Source organism: Flavobacterium supellecticarium (assembly GCF_004801375.1).
In the GTDB taxonomy this organism is placed as follows: Bacteria; Bacteroidota; Bacteroidia; order Flavobacteriales; family Flavobacteriaceae; genus Flavobacterium; species Flavobacterium supellecticarium.
The window spans coordinates 198,347-217,383 of sequence record NZ_SSNZ01000003.1 but is presented as its reverse complement, the minus strand read 5'-3'; the positions used below and the strand labels follow the sequence as shown (position 1 = coordinate 217,383).

The following is a 19,037-nucleotide window of genomic DNA, read 5'->3' as shown; positions in this document are numbered from 1 at the left end:
TTTTATTGTCCTCTGTAAAATAAAACGGTACTCAGCGTTTTAATGATAATATTCACATCGAGAAAAACACTTCGATGTTTAATGTAGTATAAGTCGTATTGCAGTTTTACCATACTGTCTTCAATACTTTCCCCATAGGAATAATTCACCTGAGCCCAACCGGTAAGCCCCGGTTTTATAATATGCCGGATCTGATAAAACGGCATTTTTTGAGAAATTGCATCCACAAAAACCGGACGTTCCGGACGTGGCCCAATGACTGCCATATCACCTTTTAACACATTAATAAACTGTGGAAATTCATCGATACGGGAGCGACGCAGGAATTTCCCGAAAGGCGTTATCCGAACATCATTTGCTTTTGCAAAAACGGCACCATGCTGTTCGGCGTTGGTTATCATAGAACGGAATTTATAAATCCGAAACGGAATACCGTTTTTCCCAACCCTTTCCTGTGTATAAAACAATGGTCCTTTATTACTAATTGCATTTCCGATACAAACAATAGGTAACAACAGACAACCAAATAACAGCCCTAAAACAGAAAACAGAATTTCAAAACCGCGCATTACAATCAGATACAAACGATTGTGATTACTACGGCTAAAGGGAAACAACCTGTAAAAATCCTTTTCGGCATATAATATTGGTAACCGTTGCGTAGCGTGTTCGTATACCTGCATATATTCCCGTATCACCACCCCTTTTTCGAGCAGATTCAGCAACTGTTGGTAAACATCGGGGGCGATCGGTTTCGTCCCTTTTAGAGCAATAACCACCTCGGCAACCGAATGTTTTTTCACAAAAAACTCCAATTCGGCAAAGTTGATTTCCTGGAAACCGTCGGTATTTTTATTTTCAACAACCAGACTTTCAGAAGAAACAAATCCGGCAATTTCATAATGTGGATCGGCTTTCCCCAATTCGAGTGCCAATTGCGCAATAGTATCGCGACTGCACACAAAAACCACTCTTTTCACAAAACGATGAGAGGCCAGAAAATGCAGGTAAAAAAACCGCCAGGCAAACAGGCTCAGCAATATTGCAAAAAAGAAGTAAATGATCTGTAAACGGTTAGACGGTAATATCGGCGTAAAAACAGGAGTCAGCAAATAGCAAAACACCGTCATACAAGTCGTTAATATGGTACTTTTAACAATTTGAAACTGATTACTGGCCACCTGTAGGTTATACATTTCGAAAATAGTTCCGAACAGGTTAATGTAAAGTCCCAGAAAAAGTATGGAACCGAGCGATGATTCTTTAAATGAAAAATAATGAAATTTAAACGTAACCGTCAAAAAATATAAGGCAGCAAAAACAGCGAAAACATCTATTAAACGCAAAAGCACTTTCCTTTCAGAAATTTCAAAATGTATTTTTTTGCTGCTCATGTGGGGGAAATGTATTTCTACAAAAAAACAAGCTTTTATATAATTAAAACAGCTTACAGTTGTTTTTTTTAGAATTAATCTTTATTTAATAGAACAAACATACAATAATATTACTAATACTCAAACAATCGCTTCCATTGCTTTTTGATTTCTTTCCAGTCAAAACGTTCGACTTTACGGTAGGCATTTTCGATTTGTTTTTGAGCTATATCCGGATTTTCGATTAACTTCTGAATAGCCTCAACCATCGCATCAATATCACCATCGGCAACCAGTTGCGCCTCACCATCTTTATCAACCAAAAACGGAATTCCACCAACATTTGTAGCGACAACCGGTAAGCCCAAAGCCATCGCTTCCATTACGCTAACCGGCATATTGTCGAAATGAGACGTTGCTAAAAAAATGTCATAATCAGCAGCCAGGTTTGTCCATCCGGCTTTTGATAATCTCCCGGTAAACGCAACAGCCACACCTTTTAAATCGGCATAGGCTTTTACTTCATCCAGACTTCCGTCTTTGTCCGGGCCAACCATACATAAAGTCGTTTCCGGGTATCTTTCCTGTAACGATACGGCTACATCGACCGCCATTTTAGGATTGTAAATTGCGGCGAATGCCCGTACCCAAAGCAAACGGGGTTTGATTACATTTCGTTGTTTAAAAATATATCGCTCCCGCTCGATCAGATTTGGAATTTGTATCAGACCTGGCACATTCTTTTGTCGGAACTGTTCGATCAGATAGGCCGACGGTGCTACGTTTTTATAGGCGTGATCAAAAATCATCCGGCATAATCTCGGGTTTTGCTGCAAGCGTTTCGGTAAATCGCCACCATGCAGATACGGAATGTATTGTAAGCGAACTATTCTGCAAACCTGACTCACGATAAACGCATACCAAAAATTGAACGTACTGTAGGTATCTATGATCACAAAATCGGCCGAGCGCGCGTTTTTTAGGACCGTTAGCACCATATCGACTATTCGCAGTATTTTATTTTTTTGGGACGAAGCCGTGACCATGTGATACCCCTCTTTGGCAAATAAAACCGAAAGCGTATCAATAGTTGTAGGATTCTGACCATGAACGGCCAGTTTATTCCCGATGTAAAGGATCTTTTTCGTCATCGGGATATACTTTTAATAAGGTTAAAGCATAAATAAAAGCCGGTGCGGCGAGTCGCATGGCCGCATGGTTAATCGTGAACAGCCAAAAGGCTAAAAAACAAAACAAAAAGATATGATTCCGGTTCCCCAGACTCAACACTAACGGTACGATAAAGAGGATTAACAGGTTGATCACTCCGAGTATTCCGTGTTCTGCCAGCATTCGTGTAATTTCATTGTGCGTAGCCAGATCAATTCCGGTTAACTCCTGTCGGTATTCTTTATTTTTTCCGACGCCAATTCCCAAAAACGGATGATCCACAAACATTTGGATTTCCGTTTTAATCAATTCTTCCCTACCCGATAATTTACTTTCTTTTTCTCTTCCCAGAGCATCCTGGTTAGCATACCGTTTATCAATTAATCCGCTTGTTTGATAGGAACTGTAAATCCAGACGCTAAGGCTTGCCAATATGGTAAAAATAAATACCACCAGCATTTTACTACGTCCTTCTTTGTTCAATTTAAAATACGTCATAATAACCAATAACAGGATCATGATACATCCGGTTATCATCCCTCCACGGGAAAACGTAATAATTCCACGATAGGCGGTCATTAATGTCAGCGCAATATTGATCAATTGTAATCTCCGCGTTGGCGAATTCAATAAAAACTGACTAAAAAAGACAAAGGTTCCAAAGCCTAACATGGTTGATACCTGATTGGGACCGAAACCACCGGACGTTTCAAAATTGGATTGTGTTCCGGTTACCACATCCCGTACACTGGGTGTATACAAAAACAGATAGGTCACTACGGTAACTATGGGCATTGCAAAAGTCGTTAACAGGTTTCGCAATTCCCTTATGGTTATTTTTCTGTCAAAACAATATATAGCCGCCATTCCGAGACAAACCGGTCCGGATATATTAAAGGCGATGGCTTTACGCATATTGGTTTCATACGACAGGGTGGCTGTAGAAACAATGATACCCGGCACTAAAAAAATAAGGAATAACCAGTAAGGCCATGCATTTCGGGAGAAACCGGTGTAAAACATTCCGATCAGCAGGAATATCATCACCGTATACTTTCCGAATTCATTAAAAATCATACCGTTTGTCATTCGCAGGAATACTTCGATTCCCACGACATAGGCCGACAAATACAGGGCTTCGTTATTTTTATTTCTGGTTTTAAGTAAGATGATCAAACCGGAAACAAACGTCAGCATGGTTAGTAATACCGCTAAAAACGGCACTACATAAATAACACCACCTATCACAATATGCAATAGTAATAAAGCGATATAAGTCGTTTGTTTTTTAGTTCCCATTACTGATAAAATTCAGATAATCCCGTACTACGGATTCTTTTATATAATGCTGTTTGATATCCTTTTGCAGTGCCGTTCCGATTTCTGTACGCTTTACCGGATCTGCAATCAGTTGGAGCAACGCTTCGGTAAAGGATCCGGTATCGCCATCCGGTATTAAAATGCCGTTTGTCCCGTTAATTACCGTTGGAATTTCTCCTACAGCTGTTACAACCACCGGCAAACCAAAATAGCCATATTCCAGTAACGAAACCGGTAGTCCTTCGGAAATGGAGGTTAGTATTCCAATTTCCGACTGTTGGATTACCACATCCACTTCTGCCACACTGCCGTATAGGAAAACCGTATGTTGCAATTGAGAAGCATGAATCTGCTTCCGCAACTGCTCCGAATAAGCATCTTTAAAATCTTTACCAACCAGATGGAATGTCCAATCGGGATGGCTATTTTTTATATTTTTAGCCACCTCTAAAAGCAGCCAATGATTTTTTTGTGGTCTTAAATTCGCCAGACAAAGAATTCGTTTCCCCTCCGTTCCGTGTAACCGAATTCCGGATTCGCTATCTACTACGGCTACAAAATTAGGAAGGTATTTTACCTTTTTACAATGCAACTCCTTTTTGGACCAGTTTTTTAGTTTTTCGTTAACAGCGATGATTCGGTAAAAAAAGAACGATGCCCATTGTAACAACCTTTTATTTTTTCGTTCCGATACAAAATCACTATACCCATAATGGTCATGCCAGACAATTTTTAAAGAGGGTTGAATTATTTTTAACAATACGGCAAAGAAAAAAGAACTACTATGGGCATGTAGTATTGAAACCTTATGCTCTTTTACAAAGGTTCGCGTTCGCCACAAGGCTTTAAAATCCAAAACAGATTTTCGGTTGGCAAACCAATAGGGAACATCCGATTGTAATTCGTCTTTTAAAGCGCCTTCTTTCCGGGTTGCGATAAGTCCCGAAAACGAAATTTCAGCCGATAAAGCATTGGCATAACTTACAGCCATTTTTTCGGCACCTCCGATTTCGAGGCTATCAATTAATTGAACAATCCGCATTGTTGGTAAATCCAGTTTTTAAAATCGATATAATTCCATTTTAACGGCCCTTTAATATTCAATTCCCGTTTGTTGCTTTCTAACCGATTGCCATCGTAAACATAATAATATTTTCCATCAACCTTCTGTATATCGAGCTGGTGCATACCGGCGCTAAATTCTTTAATCGTTTCGCTTTTTTTAAGAAAAAACGGATACGCTCTTTTCGTGGTATACGTTCTGTTGGCAAAATTAAAACGGTATAATGACAGCCCAAAACCATAGCCTTCAGATGAATTTTGGACCGGCAACCACAAGCCTTTTTTATCGGCAAAAAAGCGACCACCGGCTCTTGCTTCAGTTCCCATAAGCGCGACCTCCTTTTTGTGTGGTTTCCATGTTCCAAAGAGCGAGTCTGCTTCAAACAGATACATATTCATATGATCATCAGATGCAACCAAAACATTAAGGCTATCCGACAAATAAATCGAAGGATCTTTTAGCGCTCTGTTTTTAATCAGTGTATCGCAAACTTTCCAGCCATACGGGAATCGCTCGGCTTTATACAACAATACATGCCCGGCACTTTTGGTTTCGGGCAACATATAAAACTCCTTTTTATATTTAAAAACCTGAGGATACGACAAATGAAACTTTTCCGTCAGTACCGCTCCTTTGTAATTATAATTGACGCCATCGGTTGATGTTAGTAGCGCGATATCGCCGTTGGGTTTTGTTTTTTTATGTTCTACAAAAAGATAGAACGTATCTTTTTCTTTTATAAAAAACGGATCGGCCAGAAATGTCGTACTGTCTTCCTGTTTTTTTAACTGTTCAAAAGTGTACATTTGATCTTTTTCAATCGGAATTTTATGTGGAAACACGGTTGATTCACCAAAACCCACGGACCACGGACCTCCTTTCGACTGCATAAAAGGAGTTTTATAATTAATCAGAAGCAATAGCAAGACGATGCTTATCGTCCCGAATATAACGACTTTTTTGAGCATTATTATTTTCTTAGCATTTTTTGTATTTCACTTTCAAAATAGTCCAACGTAAACTGTCGGGACCATTCCATTCCCAGTCTGGCTCTTTCCCGGTAATCCGCAGGACTTGCGAGACATTGTTCCATTAACATCCTATCTTCTGCGACAGACATTGACAACAGAATTCCTCTTTTTCCGTTATCCAGCATAGTTGGCACGCAGGAAACTCTGGTTGCAACCGGCACACAGCCCCAAAACATCGCTTCTGCAACCACCTTAGGCCATCCCTCACTTTGCGAAGGTAATATTAAAAAATGACTCTTTTGATAAGCCTTTTCAACGATTTCAGCCTCCTGATTTCCGTGTAATATGATATAGTGTTGTAATGCGTTGTCGCGAATATAATTTTCTAAATTTTCCCGTTCCGTACCTTCTCCATATACTTCCAAACGAACCGCATATCCCGACCGTAGCAAGGCTTCGGTCAATTGTACAGCATACAAAGGTCGTTTTCCTTTGGATAAGGTTCCCACAAAAAGTAAATTTATAGTAGTATCGAGTGTTCGCAACGGAACCTCTTTTTTATCACTATCGCGATAGGTTGCCGTAAAAAAGGGAACGATATTCGAACTGGCATTTTCCCATTCGCCATAGACCAACACTTTCATATTTCGGGTAAGCCAGGTATTCTCCAAAATCCACTTTTGCAAGCGATAACTCCAGGGTTGCTTACTTTTAGGATCCCAATTACCGGCATATTTTGCTGTTTTGTTTTTCTTCGGAAAGAGCATTTGTACCAAACAGGCTACCAATCCCATATTTCCGGGACAACGCAGATGAATATGATCTGCATCGCGCATCGCGATATAAGTCGCACAGACAATTCGCGGTAAGTGTATTATTGTTTTGACTATTTCCTTAACCGACAAAAGCGAAAAAGCCGGAACCACGCGAAAGTCGATTTTCGAATGTTGGTAGGGCAAATCGATCGCCGAAATGGCTCCATCCTGAATCGGAGCAACCAACAAAACCGTATCGACATATTGAAACCAAAGGTTCATTTCCTTTACATAAGGCCCATAAGCATAATACCGGTTTTCCCGGATAATATGCGGCACATGTGTAATAAGAGCTAACTTCATATTCTAAAATTTTCAGGAATTATACCTTTTCTTTTGGTTTGTTAAACAGCAGACTGACCCATCCGGTGAATCGTCCCAACGATTCGGTACAAGCTGCTCTTTTATCGGATGTTGTCACAATATTACTAATCCGTATCAAAAGTAGCAAACCGATAATCGTATGCCATTTTAGGATCGATTTCCAATCCGGATTCGGATAGGCCACTTTCCAGACATACCAACCGTTTCGCACCACCATTCGGCCATAGTGATACTGATTCGGCCGTCCGGAAGCATCGTGATGGTGTTCCAGTCGGGCGTTGGTATTGACATATATTTTTTCTATTTTCGAAACCCGAAGACAGAAATCGGCATCTTCATACAAGCCATAGCCTTCGAAATAGTCCGAAAAACGGAAGTTTTGAAAAATTTCTTTTTTAAAAGACGAAACACCACCCATGAGTTGTTCCACAGGATAGGTCTTTCCGGAAGGCGGTAAAAAACTAACACTTCGTCCGTGTGAAAACGTCGGCAAAAACCCGGGTGGTCTATCGGCATCCAGTCCCAGCTTTTTTCGCAACACAAAACGACTACCGTCTTTACGTACCCATCCGTCGTATTCGAATTCATTTTTCGAAATCGTATAGCCCGGTGTGATCGGTTTCCATTCTACTTCGTTGGTAATATAACCGCCCACGCCTTTGGCATCGGGATATAACGTATACGTTTTAAGCAATGCTTCAAAATAGTCTTTTTCCAGAATGGTATCATCGTCCAAAAAACAGATGATATCACTATCGGCCGGAACAAGACTGATCCCAACATTGCGTTGTTTGGTAAGCCCTCTGTTTTCCGGCGTAACTTTATGGTATTTTAAATTTTGAAAGGGATTTTCCTGTAAAATGATTTTCGTTTCATTGTCTGGCGAACCATCGACAATAAGAATCACATCCGGATAACAGGTTTGCACCGCCACCGATCGCAACAATCGCAATACCGATTGCGCTCTTTTATAAGTACAGATGATCAATGTATTTTTCATGATCGTTCTTTTAAAACATTTGCCCAATAGGTACTTCGATTCCAGGCTTTACCGAACTTTTTATAATAGCGTATTGGATTTTTGTCCGATTGAATTGTATAAAACTTGATACAAAGTGTGGTCTTGTATCCTAATAGTTGTTGTTCGGTATAATGTAGCAGTCGGAACAGCATCACTGTAGGCGATGGTTTGGGTTGTACCTCATCGTTTTGCCATTCCAAAACGGGACGGGTTCTAAAACCGCCCACGGGTGCTTTCAGATGTAATATTTCGGGTTGTGGTAAATATAAGATATCATATCCCTTATTGCGGAGTTGCATTCCAAAATCGGTATCTTCCCCAAAACCATTTTCAAACCGCATGTCAAATTTAAGTCCTTGCAAGGCGTCGCGATGTACAATACTACAACCCGAGCCAAAGTTTTCCCACTGCAGACGGTTGGTATATTTCGGGATATCGTCTTTTTGCAGACAACTTAGCGTAAATACCTTTCCTCCAGTTTTGCCAATTTCGCGGCTTGCCTGTTCTAAAAAATCCGACTGAAACCGAATATCATCATCCGCCAGAAATACCCATTCACTTTGTACAAACGACAAAGCCATATTCCGCGCATTACAAGCTCCGGTTTGATGTATTAAACGGTGTATGATTTCAAAAGGCCATGATTCCTTTGTGAGGTAATCCAATTCGCTACTACTATCTGCCACCGGATTTTGTTCTATCAGGATTACTCGTTTCGGTTTTAATGTCTGAGCCGACAAGTCCCGTAAAACATCATATAAAAATGTTTTTCGACCGATGGTCGGAATGATAACGTCAAACGCAAAAGGTTTTATATCCGTTATTTGTTCAGTGCTATTGTTTAGTGCTACACCGGAGAGTGTTCTTCGTTTATAAAATAAAGCTAATACAAAAGGCAATAACGTTACTTTTCGTTCGTACAAGAACAGGTTTAACAACAACATCAAAATCCAACGACCGCGATAGTGATGTTTTACAAATCGGAACAATAATTGATCCGACGCTTCCGGTCCGGTTTTAATTTTGGGATCCAATTGTTTTCGGAATAGTAATGGTTCCGAACAACATGCTAATCCGATAGCCATTCCCTGTTTGGCCAGAGAACCTAAAAAAAAGGCAAAATTCCGGTCGGCTTTCAGGTCTTTTAATGCGTTTAAAGTTTCGGCATATATTCCGCCTACCGTGACATGCATTTGCCAGGTTGGGAATGTTACGTTTCGATTGGGATTGGCAAACAAACTCTCGTCTACATAACCAATAGCATCCGGTATAAAATTTCCGATACCATAGGATAGCATTCTTTTTTTATAGAAGAAAAGTTCTGGTATTTTTTCCAGATGTAATTCCTCCCGATAATTTGCATCGCACCAAAGTAACAACCGATCCGGATAATCCGTTGCCAACCGTAGTAAACTACAGGCTATATTTCCGGAATCCGGAACCGCGATTGTAGTACCGCTTTCAAGGTCCATAACAGTCGCGACGGAATTTTGATGATGATACAATACGATCATGTTCCGATTATCTTTTTGTAAAAGGCTATATTTTGTTCAACCGTTTTCGCGATATTAAATTTCTCGTGCGTTCTGACTTCGGCTTTTTTCTCCATATTTTCTCGTAATTCCGAATCGTTTAACAAACGTACAATGCGGTCGGCATAAGTTTTATGATCCGTTGGATGTACCAGAAAACCGCTTTCTCCGTCCACAATCAGTTCGTTAGCCCAACCGATATTACTATTCACGACCGGCTTTCGCATGGCCATCGATTCGATTGTTACCATTCCCAACGTTTCTGCAAAAGTAGGAAAAATACAGACCTGTGCTTTTTCGATATACGTCCGTACTTTTTCATACGGTATTTTGCCTTTATATTCTATTTTATCTTTTAGCGAATCATCAAGACCATCCGACAGTAATTCCCAGGTAGACGACGCTCCGGTTGTAATATCGGACGAATCGTTTCCGATCAGAATTAAACGCGCTTCCGGGTTTTGTCCGATCACGTATTTCATGATTCCGGGCAATTCCAGTACGCCTTTTTTGCGGATTATCGTCCCGATATAGAGCAATAGTCCGTTTTCTTCCTGATGGGTTCCATTATCGCGGAATTGTTCCAGATTCAATCCATAATGAATCGTTACGATTTCTTTATTTCGGATATTAAAAATCTTTTTTGTTAGCGCACCGGCAAAGGTTGTCGGAGCAATATAGGCTTTTGCCTTTTGGATGCCCCATTTTTCAAAATAGAAATTTTTCCGTTTCTGCGGTCTGTTTTCCAGGTGACAGAAATAGGCATCGCTACCGTGAAAACGGATGATCAACGGTGCTTTTAATGTCATAAAAGCGGTTATACCCGTCCAATCCGGTGCTTCGACCAGTGTAATTTTTTCGGAAACAATCAGATCATTCAGATAGGATTCCAGGTATTTCCGGTAAAAATACCAGGTTGCCCATTTGTATTTTCGTTTTTTGACCGAATAAATCGTGACATCGTTTTCTTCAAAAACACAATCTTCCGTTTGTCCGTAGACCACTACCGATACCGTGACACCAGTTTGCGCTAATGCTACCGCCAGATTTTTAATACTGGTCCCGATTCCGCCGCTGTTGAGTACCTTTTCGTGCGGATATTCCGGTGTTAAAAAAGCAATGTGCATCATGACAACAGGGTATTAATCGCGTTCCATATATTTTTTGAAGCCATTTCGGGCGGAACCGCATTGATAATCCGGAACCATTCTTCGGCTTTTGTCGTATCACTCTTTCCGTTAACCACCACTTCCCGAATCGCAGCACCGATTGTATTTTTATCGTTCAACCAGATCACGGCTTTCGGATCGGGCATCGAACGGAAATGCACATACTTGTATATCTTTTTTACCGACCAGTCGGCTATTTTTTTATTTTCAACATCATAATTGATATAGGCGCACGGTTTGTGATGTGCGGCATAATCAAAAACCATCGACGATCCCAAATTGATGACCATTTCAGTATGGGCGATCGTATTCATTTGCAAATCCAAATCGGCCGGAGTAGGCAAAATCGTATTCCACATGCCTCCTTTTTTCTCCCATTTGGGGTTTACCGGTACGATAAGGTGTTTGTATTTTTTCAGTACCGAATCGAAACGATCCGAAAAATCCACCGGACATCTGCGGAACAAAACCCCCAATTCCTGTCCTTCCCGATTGAGCGTTTCGATAGCCTCCGCTACATTTTCAAGGTATTCCGGATCATCGGGACAAGTGGTGATATCGTCTCCGGAATAACAGATATATTTTTTATTCGGATCCAATCCATTCGCTTGAAAAAACGCCTCCCTCGAAAGCAATCGTTCTTTTTCAAAATGCGATTCGAATTGCGGTGTTCCCGTTACAAAAATAGATTCCGATTGAATATACGGATAATATTTTAGAAGTTCCGCTTTCATAAAAGCACTCCAGACAAAATAATAATCGGTTTCGACTACCATTGTAGCTTTGGGCAGGTTATCCCATGAAAAAATAAACGTTGCCGTGGGAATTCCCAGTTCCTGAGCGGCCAAAAGTGGCGCAATAGCAGTCATTGGTCGTTGATTGGTACAGAATACCATCGCCGGTTTTTCCGTTTCCAACACTTTCTTACACTCCCGGAAATAGGCCGTTTGTTTTTCGAGTTCGCGAATATTTTGTCGGATTTTAAAGATTCCGCTATCGGATGTATAGCGCCATGTCAACCATTGGGTCGCCATACTTTTAAGTGCCGTTTTTATATTTCTATACGAATACGGAAACCGATAGGTATCGTAAACCGCATCATTAAATTGTCTTTTATTCCGGTTTAATTCAATTTGTTTCCGGGCATTTTTATAGACTTCGGTACGTTTGTTACTTTTCGCTTCGCGGATTACAATTTCCGGAAACCCTAAACCGGTTAGCTGAAAAGGGGTATTATTCCAGAAAACCACGTCGTAGCCTTGTTCGACTCCCAATTCGTGAAAACGGGAATAGGCAAAATTGCGAAGCCCAATTCCGTCCGGAAGCAAAATAAAAATCTTGTTTTTTGACATCTTTTTAAATATCCCTAAATTGTTTTTGGTGGTTCAATTGCCAAAGATTCGCTTCTTTAAGAGAACTGACAAATAATTCGGCGCTATTTCCGCTACCAAAATCACCGGTTATTTTTTGAACGGTATGTGCACCGATAACCTTCAACGCTTCCTGAATAGCCACTTTATCGTAGGTTACATTCAAAATATCACCATTTACAGAACGATTTTGCTGGCGACTGCCGATGTTAATAATCGGCAAACCGTAATACGGTGCCTCTCTGATTCCGGCACTACTGTTTCCGATAATAAAACGGGCATTTTTGAGCAAAGTCAGAAAATATTCAAACCGCAAGGACGGAAAAACCCGAAAGCGATCATTCCCTTTTAATTTTTCGTAAGCTTTCAGTATGGCTGAATTCCCTAAATCATTATTCGGATAAATGACCACATACGGGCGATCATCTTCTAATAATGCGCCAACAAAATTATCGGCATAGTCTTGCATATTTTGAAATTCGGTCGTCACCGGGTGGAACATGGCCACCGCATAATGATCAAAATCTATTTCATAGTATTCTTTTACGGTTTGCAGGTCGGGAAGTGTGTCCGAAAACATAATATCCAAATCCGGAGAACCGATAACCGATACAGACGTTTCCAATTCTCCCATCTGTATCAATCGCTTTTTGGCCGTATCATTCGACACAAAATGAACGTGGCTCATCTTACTTGTCGCATGTCGGATCAATTCATCTATCGTTCCGGAAATTTCTCCGCCTTCAATATGCGCTACCAGGATATTGTTGAGCGATCCTACAATAGCGCCCGCCAACGCTTCTACCCTGTCGCCATGAATGATAATCATATCCGGTTGGATCTCTTTACAGTAAGCCGACAATCCTTCGATGGTTTTGGCCAGTGTCAGATCCATTGTTGTTTCGTGGGTATGATTTTCAAACGCATGCAGATTTGTAAATCCACAGCGTTCAATCTCAATCCACGTATACCCGTATTCCTGCTGCAAGTGCATACCGGTGACAAAAAGATACGGAATAAAATCCGGTTGCTTTTCCAAAGCCTGGATCAGCGATTTGATTTTCCCGAAATCGGCACGGGTACCGGTTAGAAATACAATTTTTTTCATCGTGCAATTATACTATATCATCCCAGTTTAGCTGTACGTCGTTAGCAATATCCCGTCCTGCAGTTTTACCCAATACGGATTCGAAATGTTCGGCCAGTATTTTTCCGGTTCCGGGACGTTTTACCCAGATATTTTCTTTTGTAAAAACGTCACCTTTTTTGATATCCCGAATCGTACACAAAGTAGCAAATGCAAAATCGATGGTTACCTGTTCCTCTTTTGCCGGCTGTTTGGTTCCGCCACGCATTAATGCGATTTCGGCCGAATTCCGAATCAGATCGGCACAATTTTGTTCGTCCATACTGCAAATAATATCCGGTCCGGTGCGCTCCATATGATCGGTAAAATGGCGTTCCAAAATGGACGCTCCCAAGGCTACCGCACCAAGACAAGCATTATTATTTAACGTATGATCACTTAATCCGAAAACCTTATCCGGGAAGGCATTGTGCATTTCGGTCATTGCTCCAAAACGAACCAAATGGATTGGCGTAGGATACAAATTCGTCGTATGCAATAGCGCTACCGGTACGCTGTGTTTATCAAAAATCGCAACGGCTTTACGAATACTTTCAATGGTATTCATCCCGGTACTTAAAATTACCGGTTTTCCAAACGATGCGATATGTTCGAGTAACGGATAATTGTTGCATTCGCCCGAACCAATCTTATAGGCCGGAATATCGAATTTTCGCAAGCGTTCAGCAGCCGCTCTGGAAAACGGTGTCGAAATAAAAATCATGCCTTTACTTTCCACATAATTTTTAAGTTCGAGTTCATCGGCTTCGTTTAACGCACAACGTTCCATAATTTCATAGATCGACACATCGGCATTACCGGGTATTACCTTTTTGGCGGCACCACTCATTTCATCGGCTACAATATGGGTCTGATGTTTCACCACTTCCACGCCAGCGCGAAAAGCAGCATCGACCATTTCCTTGGCCGTTTGTAGCGAGCCTTCGTGATTAATTCCGATTTCGGCAATTACCAATGGCGGATAATCCGGCCCGATTTTTCGGCCAGCTATTTCAATATAAGGATTCATTTATTTGGTGTTTTATGGTTGTGATACAGATAGGATGCATATTCAAAATCGGCTTCCGTATCGATATCCAGTTCGGCAAACGGATGCTCCACAATCCAGGGAATAGCCTGTTCGCTTATAATTTTTTGTGCTTCTAAAATAAGTTCGGTTTTACTGATGTATAGCAATCCGTTTTCAAAATATAAAGGTTCCATATCCTGACTTCGTTGTCCGATTTCATAATTAAACGGCACGTACCGGGATTGTGTTATTTTTCCTAATTTACGGATTATGGGTGTTACCGAAAACAAACTATCGGCTCCGGTCGCGCTATATTTTTCAAAACTGTCCCGAAGTAATGCTACCGGTCGTAACGGATTTGTCGCCTGTAATAAAACGACATTTTCCGGTTTTTCCGTTAGCGATTCCAACACATGTTTTAAAGCGGTAACCGTTGGTTCCAAATCGCCCGAAAGTGCAGCAGGTCTGTCGATTACAATCGTTCCGTAATCCAACGCTATTTTTTTGATTTCCGGATCATCGGTACTTACTACGATAGCATCGATTATATCCGCATTAGCTTTGGCATATTCTATGGAATGCACGATAAGCGGTATACCTCCGAGTGGTTTTATATTTTTCCCGGGAAGTCGTTTCGAGCCTCCGCGAGCCGGAATTACAGCTATCGTTTTCATTGGGCCATTTTCTTTTGAGCAGATGCAATAATCGTATTCATTCCTGCATTCCAGTTTTCGGTGGTATACAACGCGGTATCAAAAGCATAAGATTGCCCGGGATTTTCTGCAAAATCCAACATTGCTTTTTCCCATTCGGAGACAAAATGCGGACTTTCGATTAGTTTTCCAAACTTTCCGTATTGCAATACTTCGGGAACTCCTCCTAAAGCGGATGCGATGCAATAATTCCCACAATGCAGGGCTTCGATAAGGCTTAAGCCAAAACCTTCGTGACACAGCGTTGAAAACAAATAACAATCGGCTGCCTGAAGGTATTTTGGCAATTCATCATTCGGAATTCTTCCAAAATAACGAACACCTTCCGTTGTCTCTTTGGGTTCGGTTCCGATGACCCACAAAACACAATCGTCTCGTTTTTCGATCACATTTTTCCAGGCATCCAAAACAATATGTAGTCCTTTTTTAGGACGATCCTGTGCACACCAAACAAAAACTTTTTTGTTGGCGACACCAAATTCTTCTTTTAAAAGTTGTTTGGTTACGGGTGTAACCGGGTGAAACTTTGTGGTATCCACACCATTATGAAGTACTGAAAAACGGGTTGGTAAAATGGTGTAATAGTTTTTATGTGCTTTATACGAATCGTGTGTGAGTACAACCATTTCATCGATAGTTTCAAAAAACCATCTTCCGGAAAAATTTTCGTGAAAAGGTGGAAATCCGTGGTAGCAAAATTGCAAATAACAATTCTGTCGTAACCCTTTTAGAGTAAGCATTTCCGCTAACGGTTTCACAATTCCGTAATTGTCGACAATCTGAATGATATATTTCTGATCCGATTGCAACAAGCTTTCCAAAGCATCCAAATAACCGATATAGCGGTTTTTCTTCCATTTTCGGATGATTTTTGCCTGTAATGTGTTTTCAACCAACGTATAAATTACGGATTCGAATCTTTTTTCCGGTTGTTCACAGATAATATAATCGATCTGGTGATTGCTTTCTAAGTAATTCTTATATAAGGTTGTCCAACTCCCTATTTTCGGATAAGGCAGTGGCAATTGCGAAATAAGGATTACCTTGGGAAAATTTGCTACCATTTGGTAAAAATATAAAAAATATAGCTTCTATTTTTTTATTTTAAACTCGATACCGCTAAGGTTTTCGCTTATTTTATAGGTATATGGCAAATGAGCATATTGTGTAACGATGTGGCGTAACAACAGGTCGTTACATTCTTTTAGCGTATAACAATCCGGCACCTTTTTGCCCAGCAATTTTTTGAGTTTGTATTTAAAACTGTTATAAGACGGTTCTTCTTCGATACAAACACTAAGCGTTTGTCCCTCTTTCAATCGTGGTAATTCACCGAATAGCAAATGATCGACAACACTTTTACGGTTCGTTATTTTTCGAACCGGAAGTTGTTGTAAGCTATTGTAATCTTTTTCGTTTATCACGATGCCCCAATTTTCGGAGTTGACAGTTGTAAACTGCTGTTGTTGATTGAATCGGAAATGCTCCTGGTTTAATTCGGCCACACCCGAAAGTTGCAATTCCCTTTTCAACAAAGGACTTTCCGTTTGTCGGAAATTGGGATGCCATTGGTGTAGCATCCGTATTGTATCATCACAAAATCGAATCGGGCAACCCAGCTGTTTTAAGCGGTTATGAATATCGTTATCTTCCGAACCCCAGAAATGAAAAAACTGATCGTAGCCTCGAATCTGCCGCAATTTTTCCGTAGGAAACAACGACATTCCCGCTGCTTCACGGTTACTACTAAACTTTATTACATATTGATCAAATGATTTTTTCGCACTACTTTCCGCTTCCGATAGAAAGCCAACCGGGAAATACAAACCTTCATCCAATCGGGCATACTGATTGGCAAAAGCAATAAAATCCGGAGCAAAAATCATATCGATATCGGCCATAAAACAATAGTCGGTATCGGCTTTTCGGATGGCATAATTCAAGGCGATACTTCGACTCCAGGGTTGTGCTCCGGTAAAAAGATAATGATAGTCAACAAAAGGATAATTTTGGATTAATTCCTGTACAGCACAAGCCGTTGTTTCGTCTGAACCATAGTCGACTAATACGGTTTTAAAATTCGTATCCGTTTGTATTTTCAGGGAATCCAAAGAACGCCTCACCCGCTCAAAATCACGATTCCTATAAGGATAGATAACGGTAATCATGACGTACGGATCAGTTTTTTGATTATTTTTCTGAATCTTTTTTTCCAGTTGTGAAGATTGTCTTTCATAACGGTAACCGTTGCCCAGTCGACCGTCATATCGTTTATTTTAAAATCTTTTAGAAAGCCTCCTATGCGCAGTGTTTGGTCCTCATATACTTCATAGGCTCTGGCATACCAGCTATGAAATGCTATTTTTTGTCCGTTGGGTAGCAGGATTATATTCCCTATTGCATCTTCTCCTACCGGATTTATGGTATCTAAATACAGAAATTTATATCCTTTGTGATGTGCCCAGAAATAAAAACAATAGTACGGTTCTTTAAGACTCGCCACGTCATACTTATATGGCAATGCTGCATAATCCTTATCCTGATATAAATTCGGAAAATAACGTTGGTACGTCATTATTTCCTTTTGATCATATTTCTCTGCAATTTTTTTAAAATTAAGAACCGAAAAAAAGGTATTAATTGCTTCGGGATTGTTGTTTCGATGTCCTATCATTCCGCCATCCCGAACGCCACAAATATCCAGATCATTGGATTTCATATGCTGTATCAGATCAAAAATCAACTCGGAATCATAAAAGAAAATATCTTCATCTGCCATGATGATCCATTCGAAACCTTTGTTTTTTAATTTACGAAACATATAGTGAATACTGTCTATTCCATACATCCCCTGCGTTCCGTCGATCACAATTTTGGTGGTTCCTTTGGGAAACAAAGTAGCTGTTTTTGTGTACAGTTTAAAACTGGCTACTGTGGTTATAATTGCAATTTTATTTTTATCTACCATTCCAATTGTATTAATTTTTCAAATAGGCCTGTACCATCCGAGTCGGTAATCCTTTAAAACGAAAAAATAAAGGTAAAATACTTTTATGAAATATAATTTTGGAAAATAATCGGATCTTAACAAAATACCCAATTCCAATACCCTTTATGCTTTTTAAATCGGGTGGTTTCACTTCCGCAACCAGTGTATTTATAAGTTTATCTAACGCATCGGTCATCCAGGATTCGGTTACATTTCCCAGATGAAATGCATAATTATCTTCTGTTGACAACCGGTAATAACCTGATTTGACCACTGGAATATCCAATATGTCCCGTTCGCTGGTTCCTCCTAAACGAAATCGGGTTTGCTTGGGTAATCCTTTTTTAAAAATTTCATGTCGATAGGTTGCCAGATAATGTCCCGCGCCAATCACCGCTTTGGTGTTGCCTTGCGTGAGCGTCAGGTATTTTTCCAGTTGGTAGCAATTGTAAAAATTTTCATTTCCCACACTATGACCAAATGCTTTTAATCCTTCCGGGTTTTTCACGGCTGTAAACTGTAATTTTCGGGACCAAAAATAGTCCCAAAAAATATTCGCCGTATAGGTTTTATAGGATCGCGACGACGGCGTTGGACAAACCGCACCAGCCTTCGGAAAATTTTCAAACACCGCATAGGTCGCCTTTTGCCAGTCGGGTAAAAACATCACATCGGAATCGGCAATAGTAACCAACGGAAAGTCATTTCCGGACAGCCCTTTTAAAACGGCATTCATTTTTCCGACATTTGTAGTATGCAGTAATTCGTGAATTTTTTGAGCTGCAAGTAATTCATTCAGATAGTTCACAATGGTTTCACAACTGCCATTATTCACAATCGTGATATAGGTTTTGGAATGAACCGTTAGCAACAACGAATCGATACAATATTTCAGTATCGCGAAACTATCTTTAAAATAGCCTTCGAAAGACGGAATATAGACCGGCAGGATTACCTGATGGAAGTAATCGTCCGATTGTTGTATTTGATCTTTATGTGGATTAAATCCTACCCGCATCGTTTATGAATAAATTGCTTTTTATGCCTGATT

Annotated in this window: 17 protein-coding genes; all 17 read right to left on the bottom strand. The window is 40.3% G+C overall.

Translation table 11 applies throughout. From position 1 onward, the window contains the following. Positions 1-2: 2 nt before the first annotated feature. The 17 genes from E6C50_RS10180 to E6C50_RS10100 all read right to left on the bottom strand — a co-directional run bounded on the left by E6C50_RS10180 (position 3) and on the right by E6C50_RS10100 (position 19,004). Positions 3-1,352 carry a sugar transferase gene (locus E6C50_RS10180; protein ID WP_317128624.1) on the bottom strand — a complete coding sequence of 450 codons (1,350 nt, stop codon included), beginning with the start codon at positions 1,350-1,352 and terminating at the stop codon, positions 3-5. Positions 1,353-1,507: 155 nt separating this feature from the next. Then, positions 1,508-2,524: a glycosyltransferase family 4 protein gene (locus E6C50_RS10175; RefSeq protein ID WP_136403127.1), complete on the bottom strand. Its 1,017-nt coding sequence runs from the start codon at positions 2,522-2,524 to the stop codon at positions 1,508-1,510. Continuing rightward, on the bottom strand, positions 2,493-3,842 hold the full coding sequence (locus tag E6C50_RS10170; protein WP_136403126.1) for an O-antigen ligase family protein: 1,350 nt from the start codon (positions 3,840-3,842) through the stop codon (positions 2,493-2,495). The genes E6C50_RS10175 and E6C50_RS10170 overlap by 32 nt, the downstream gene beginning before the upstream one ends. Next, positions 3,832-4,905, bottom strand: coding sequence for a glycosyltransferase family 4 protein (locus E6C50_RS10165; protein WP_136403125.1), 1,074 nt, complete (start codon positions 4,903-4,905; stop codon positions 3,832-3,834). Before E6C50_RS10165 ends, E6C50_RS10170 begins: the two co-directional genes overlap by 11 nt. Next, entirely contained in the window at positions 4,887-5,816 is a 930-nt protein-coding gene (locus E6C50_RS10160; protein ID WP_136403124.1) for a glucosamine inositolphosphorylceramide transferase family protein, read from the bottom strand. Before E6C50_RS10160 ends, E6C50_RS10165 begins: the two co-directional genes overlap by 19 nt. An 80-nt stretch (positions 5,817-5,896) precedes the next feature. Next, the gene (locus E6C50_RS10155) at positions 5,897-7,015 is read right to left on the bottom strand and encodes a glycosyltransferase (protein WP_136403123.1); all 1,119 of its coding nucleotides are present in this window, start codon (positions 7,013-7,015) and stop codon (positions 5,897-5,899) included. A 19-nt stretch (positions 7,016-7,034) separates the two neighbouring features. Further along, positions 7,035-8,036, bottom strand: coding sequence for a glycosyltransferase family 2 protein (locus E6C50_RS10150; RefSeq protein WP_136403122.1), 1,002 nt, complete (start codon positions 8,034-8,036; stop codon positions 7,035-7,037). Continuing rightward, positions 8,033-9,571, bottom strand: coding sequence for a glycosyltransferase family 2 protein (locus E6C50_RS10145; protein WP_136403121.1), 1,539 nt, complete (start codon positions 9,569-9,571; stop codon positions 8,033-8,035). Before E6C50_RS10145 ends, E6C50_RS10150 begins: the two co-directional genes overlap by 4 nt. Further along, positions 9,568-10,719: a glycosyltransferase family 4 protein gene (locus tag E6C50_RS10140; RefSeq protein ID WP_317128622.1), complete on the bottom strand. Its 1,152-nt coding sequence runs from the start codon at positions 10,717-10,719 to the stop codon at positions 9,568-9,570. The genes E6C50_RS10145 and E6C50_RS10140 overlap by 4 nt, the downstream gene beginning before the upstream one ends. Next, positions 10,716-12,110, bottom strand: coding sequence for a glycosyltransferase family protein (locus E6C50_RS10135; RefSeq protein ID WP_136403120.1), 1,395 nt, complete (start codon positions 12,108-12,110; stop codon positions 10,716-10,718). Before E6C50_RS10135 ends, E6C50_RS10140 begins: the two co-directional genes overlap by 4 nt. Before the next feature lie 4 nt (positions 12,111-12,114). Next, positions 12,115-13,236 carry a UDP-N-acetylglucosamine 2-epimerase gene (gene neuC / locus E6C50_RS10130; RefSeq protein WP_136403119.1) on the bottom strand — a complete coding sequence of 374 codons (1,122 nt, stop codon included), beginning with the start codon at positions 13,234-13,236 and terminating at the stop codon, positions 12,115-12,117. 7 nt (positions 13,237-13,243) lie between these two features. Further along, entirely contained in the window at positions 13,244-14,284 is a 1,041-nt protein-coding gene (neuB, locus tag E6C50_RS10125; RefSeq protein ID WP_136403118.1) for an N-acetylneuraminate synthase, read from the bottom strand. Continuing rightward, positions 14,281-14,958 (bottom strand): acylneuraminate cytidylyltransferase family protein, encoded by a 678-nt coding sequence (locus tag E6C50_RS10120; RefSeq protein ID WP_136403117.1) that lies wholly within the window; start codon positions 14,956-14,958, stop codon positions 14,281-14,283. Before E6C50_RS10120 ends, neuB begins: the two co-directional genes overlap by 4 nt. After that, positions 14,955-16,061 (bottom strand): glycosyltransferase family 4 protein, encoded by a 1,107-nt coding sequence (locus E6C50_RS10115; protein WP_136403116.1) that lies wholly within the window; start codon positions 16,059-16,061, stop codon positions 14,955-14,957. The genes E6C50_RS10120 and E6C50_RS10115 overlap by 4 nt, the downstream gene beginning before the upstream one ends. A 27-nt stretch (positions 16,062-16,088) precedes the next feature. After that, positions 16,089-17,165 carry a glycosyltransferase family 2 protein gene (locus E6C50_RS10110; protein WP_136403115.1) on the bottom strand — a complete coding sequence of 359 codons (1,077 nt, stop codon included), beginning with the start codon at positions 17,163-17,165 and terminating at the stop codon, positions 16,089-16,091. Continuing rightward, on the bottom strand, positions 17,162-17,965 hold the full coding sequence (locus E6C50_RS10105) for a hypothetical protein (RefSeq protein WP_136403114.1): 804 nt from the start codon (positions 17,963-17,965) through the stop codon (positions 17,162-17,164). Before E6C50_RS10105 ends, E6C50_RS10110 begins: the two co-directional genes overlap by 4 nt. Before the next feature lie 10 nt (positions 17,966-17,975). Then, on the bottom strand, positions 17,976-19,004 hold the full coding sequence (locus E6C50_RS10100; protein WP_136403113.1) for a glycosyltransferase family A protein: 1,029 nt from the start codon (positions 19,002-19,004) through the stop codon (positions 17,976-17,978). Between the last annotated feature and the right edge of the window lie 33 nt (positions 19,005-19,037).

Excerpts from the sequence above, each read along its gene's own strand:
- E6C50_RS10140 (WP_317128622.1), bottom strand. The coding sequence starts at position 10,719 with ATGATGCACATTGCTTTTTTAACACCGGAATATCCGCACGAAAAGGTA.
- E6C50_RS10155 (WP_136403123.1), bottom strand. The coding sequence starts at position 7,015 with ATGAAGTTAGCTCTTATTACACATGTGCCGCATATTATCCGGGAAAAC.
- E6C50_RS10115 (WP_136403116.1), bottom strand. The coding sequence starts at position 16,061 with ATGGTAGCAAATTTTCCCAAGGTAATCCTTATTTCGCAATTGCCACTG.
- E6C50_RS10105 (WP_136403114.1), bottom strand. The coding sequence starts at position 17,965 with ATGGTAGATAAAAATAAAATTGCAATTATAACCACAGTAGCCAGTTTT.
- E6C50_RS10165 (WP_136403125.1), bottom strand. The coding sequence starts at position 4,905 with ATGCGGATTGTTCAATTAATTGATAGCCTCGAAATCGGAGGTGCCGAA.
- E6C50_RS10135 (WP_136403120.1), bottom strand. The coding sequence starts at position 12,110 with ATGTCAAAAAACAAGATTTTTATTTTGCTTCCGGACGGAATTGGGCTT.
- E6C50_RS10100 (WP_136403113.1), bottom strand. The coding sequence starts at position 19,004 with ATGCGGGTAGGATTTAATCCACATAAAGATCAAATACAACAATCGGAC.
- neuC (WP_136403119.1), bottom strand. The coding sequence starts at position 13,236 with ATGAAAAAAATTGTATTTCTAACCGGTACCCGTGCCGATTTCGGGAAA.
- E6C50_RS10170 (WP_136403126.1), bottom strand. The coding sequence starts at position 3,842 with ATGGGAACTAAAAAACAAACGACTTATATCGCTTTATTACTATTGCAT.
- E6C50_RS10150 (WP_136403122.1), bottom strand. The coding sequence starts at position 8,036 with ATGAAAAATACATTGATCATCTGTACTTATAAAAGAGCGCAATCGGTA.
- E6C50_RS10175 (WP_136403127.1), bottom strand. The coding sequence starts at position 2,524 with ATGACGAAAAAGATCCTTTACATCGGGAATAAACTGGCCGTTCATGGT.
- E6C50_RS10110 (WP_136403115.1), bottom strand. The coding sequence starts at position 17,165 with ATGATTACCGTTATCTATCCTTATAGGAATCGTGATTTTGAGCGGGTG.
- E6C50_RS10160 (WP_136403124.1), bottom strand. The coding sequence starts at position 5,816 with ATGCAGTCGAAAGGAGGTCCGTGGTCCGTGGGTTTTGGTGAATCAACC.
- E6C50_RS10145 (WP_136403121.1), bottom strand. The coding sequence starts at position 9,571 with ATGATCGTATTGTATCATCATCAAAATTCCGTCGCGACTGTTATGGAC.
- neuB (WP_136403118.1), bottom strand. The coding sequence starts at position 14,284 with ATGAATCCTTATATTGAAATAGCTGGCCGAAAAATCGGGCCGGATTAT.
- E6C50_RS10120 (WP_136403117.1), bottom strand. The coding sequence starts at position 14,958 with ATGAAAACGATAGCTGTAATTCCGGCTCGCGGAGGCTCGAAACGACTT.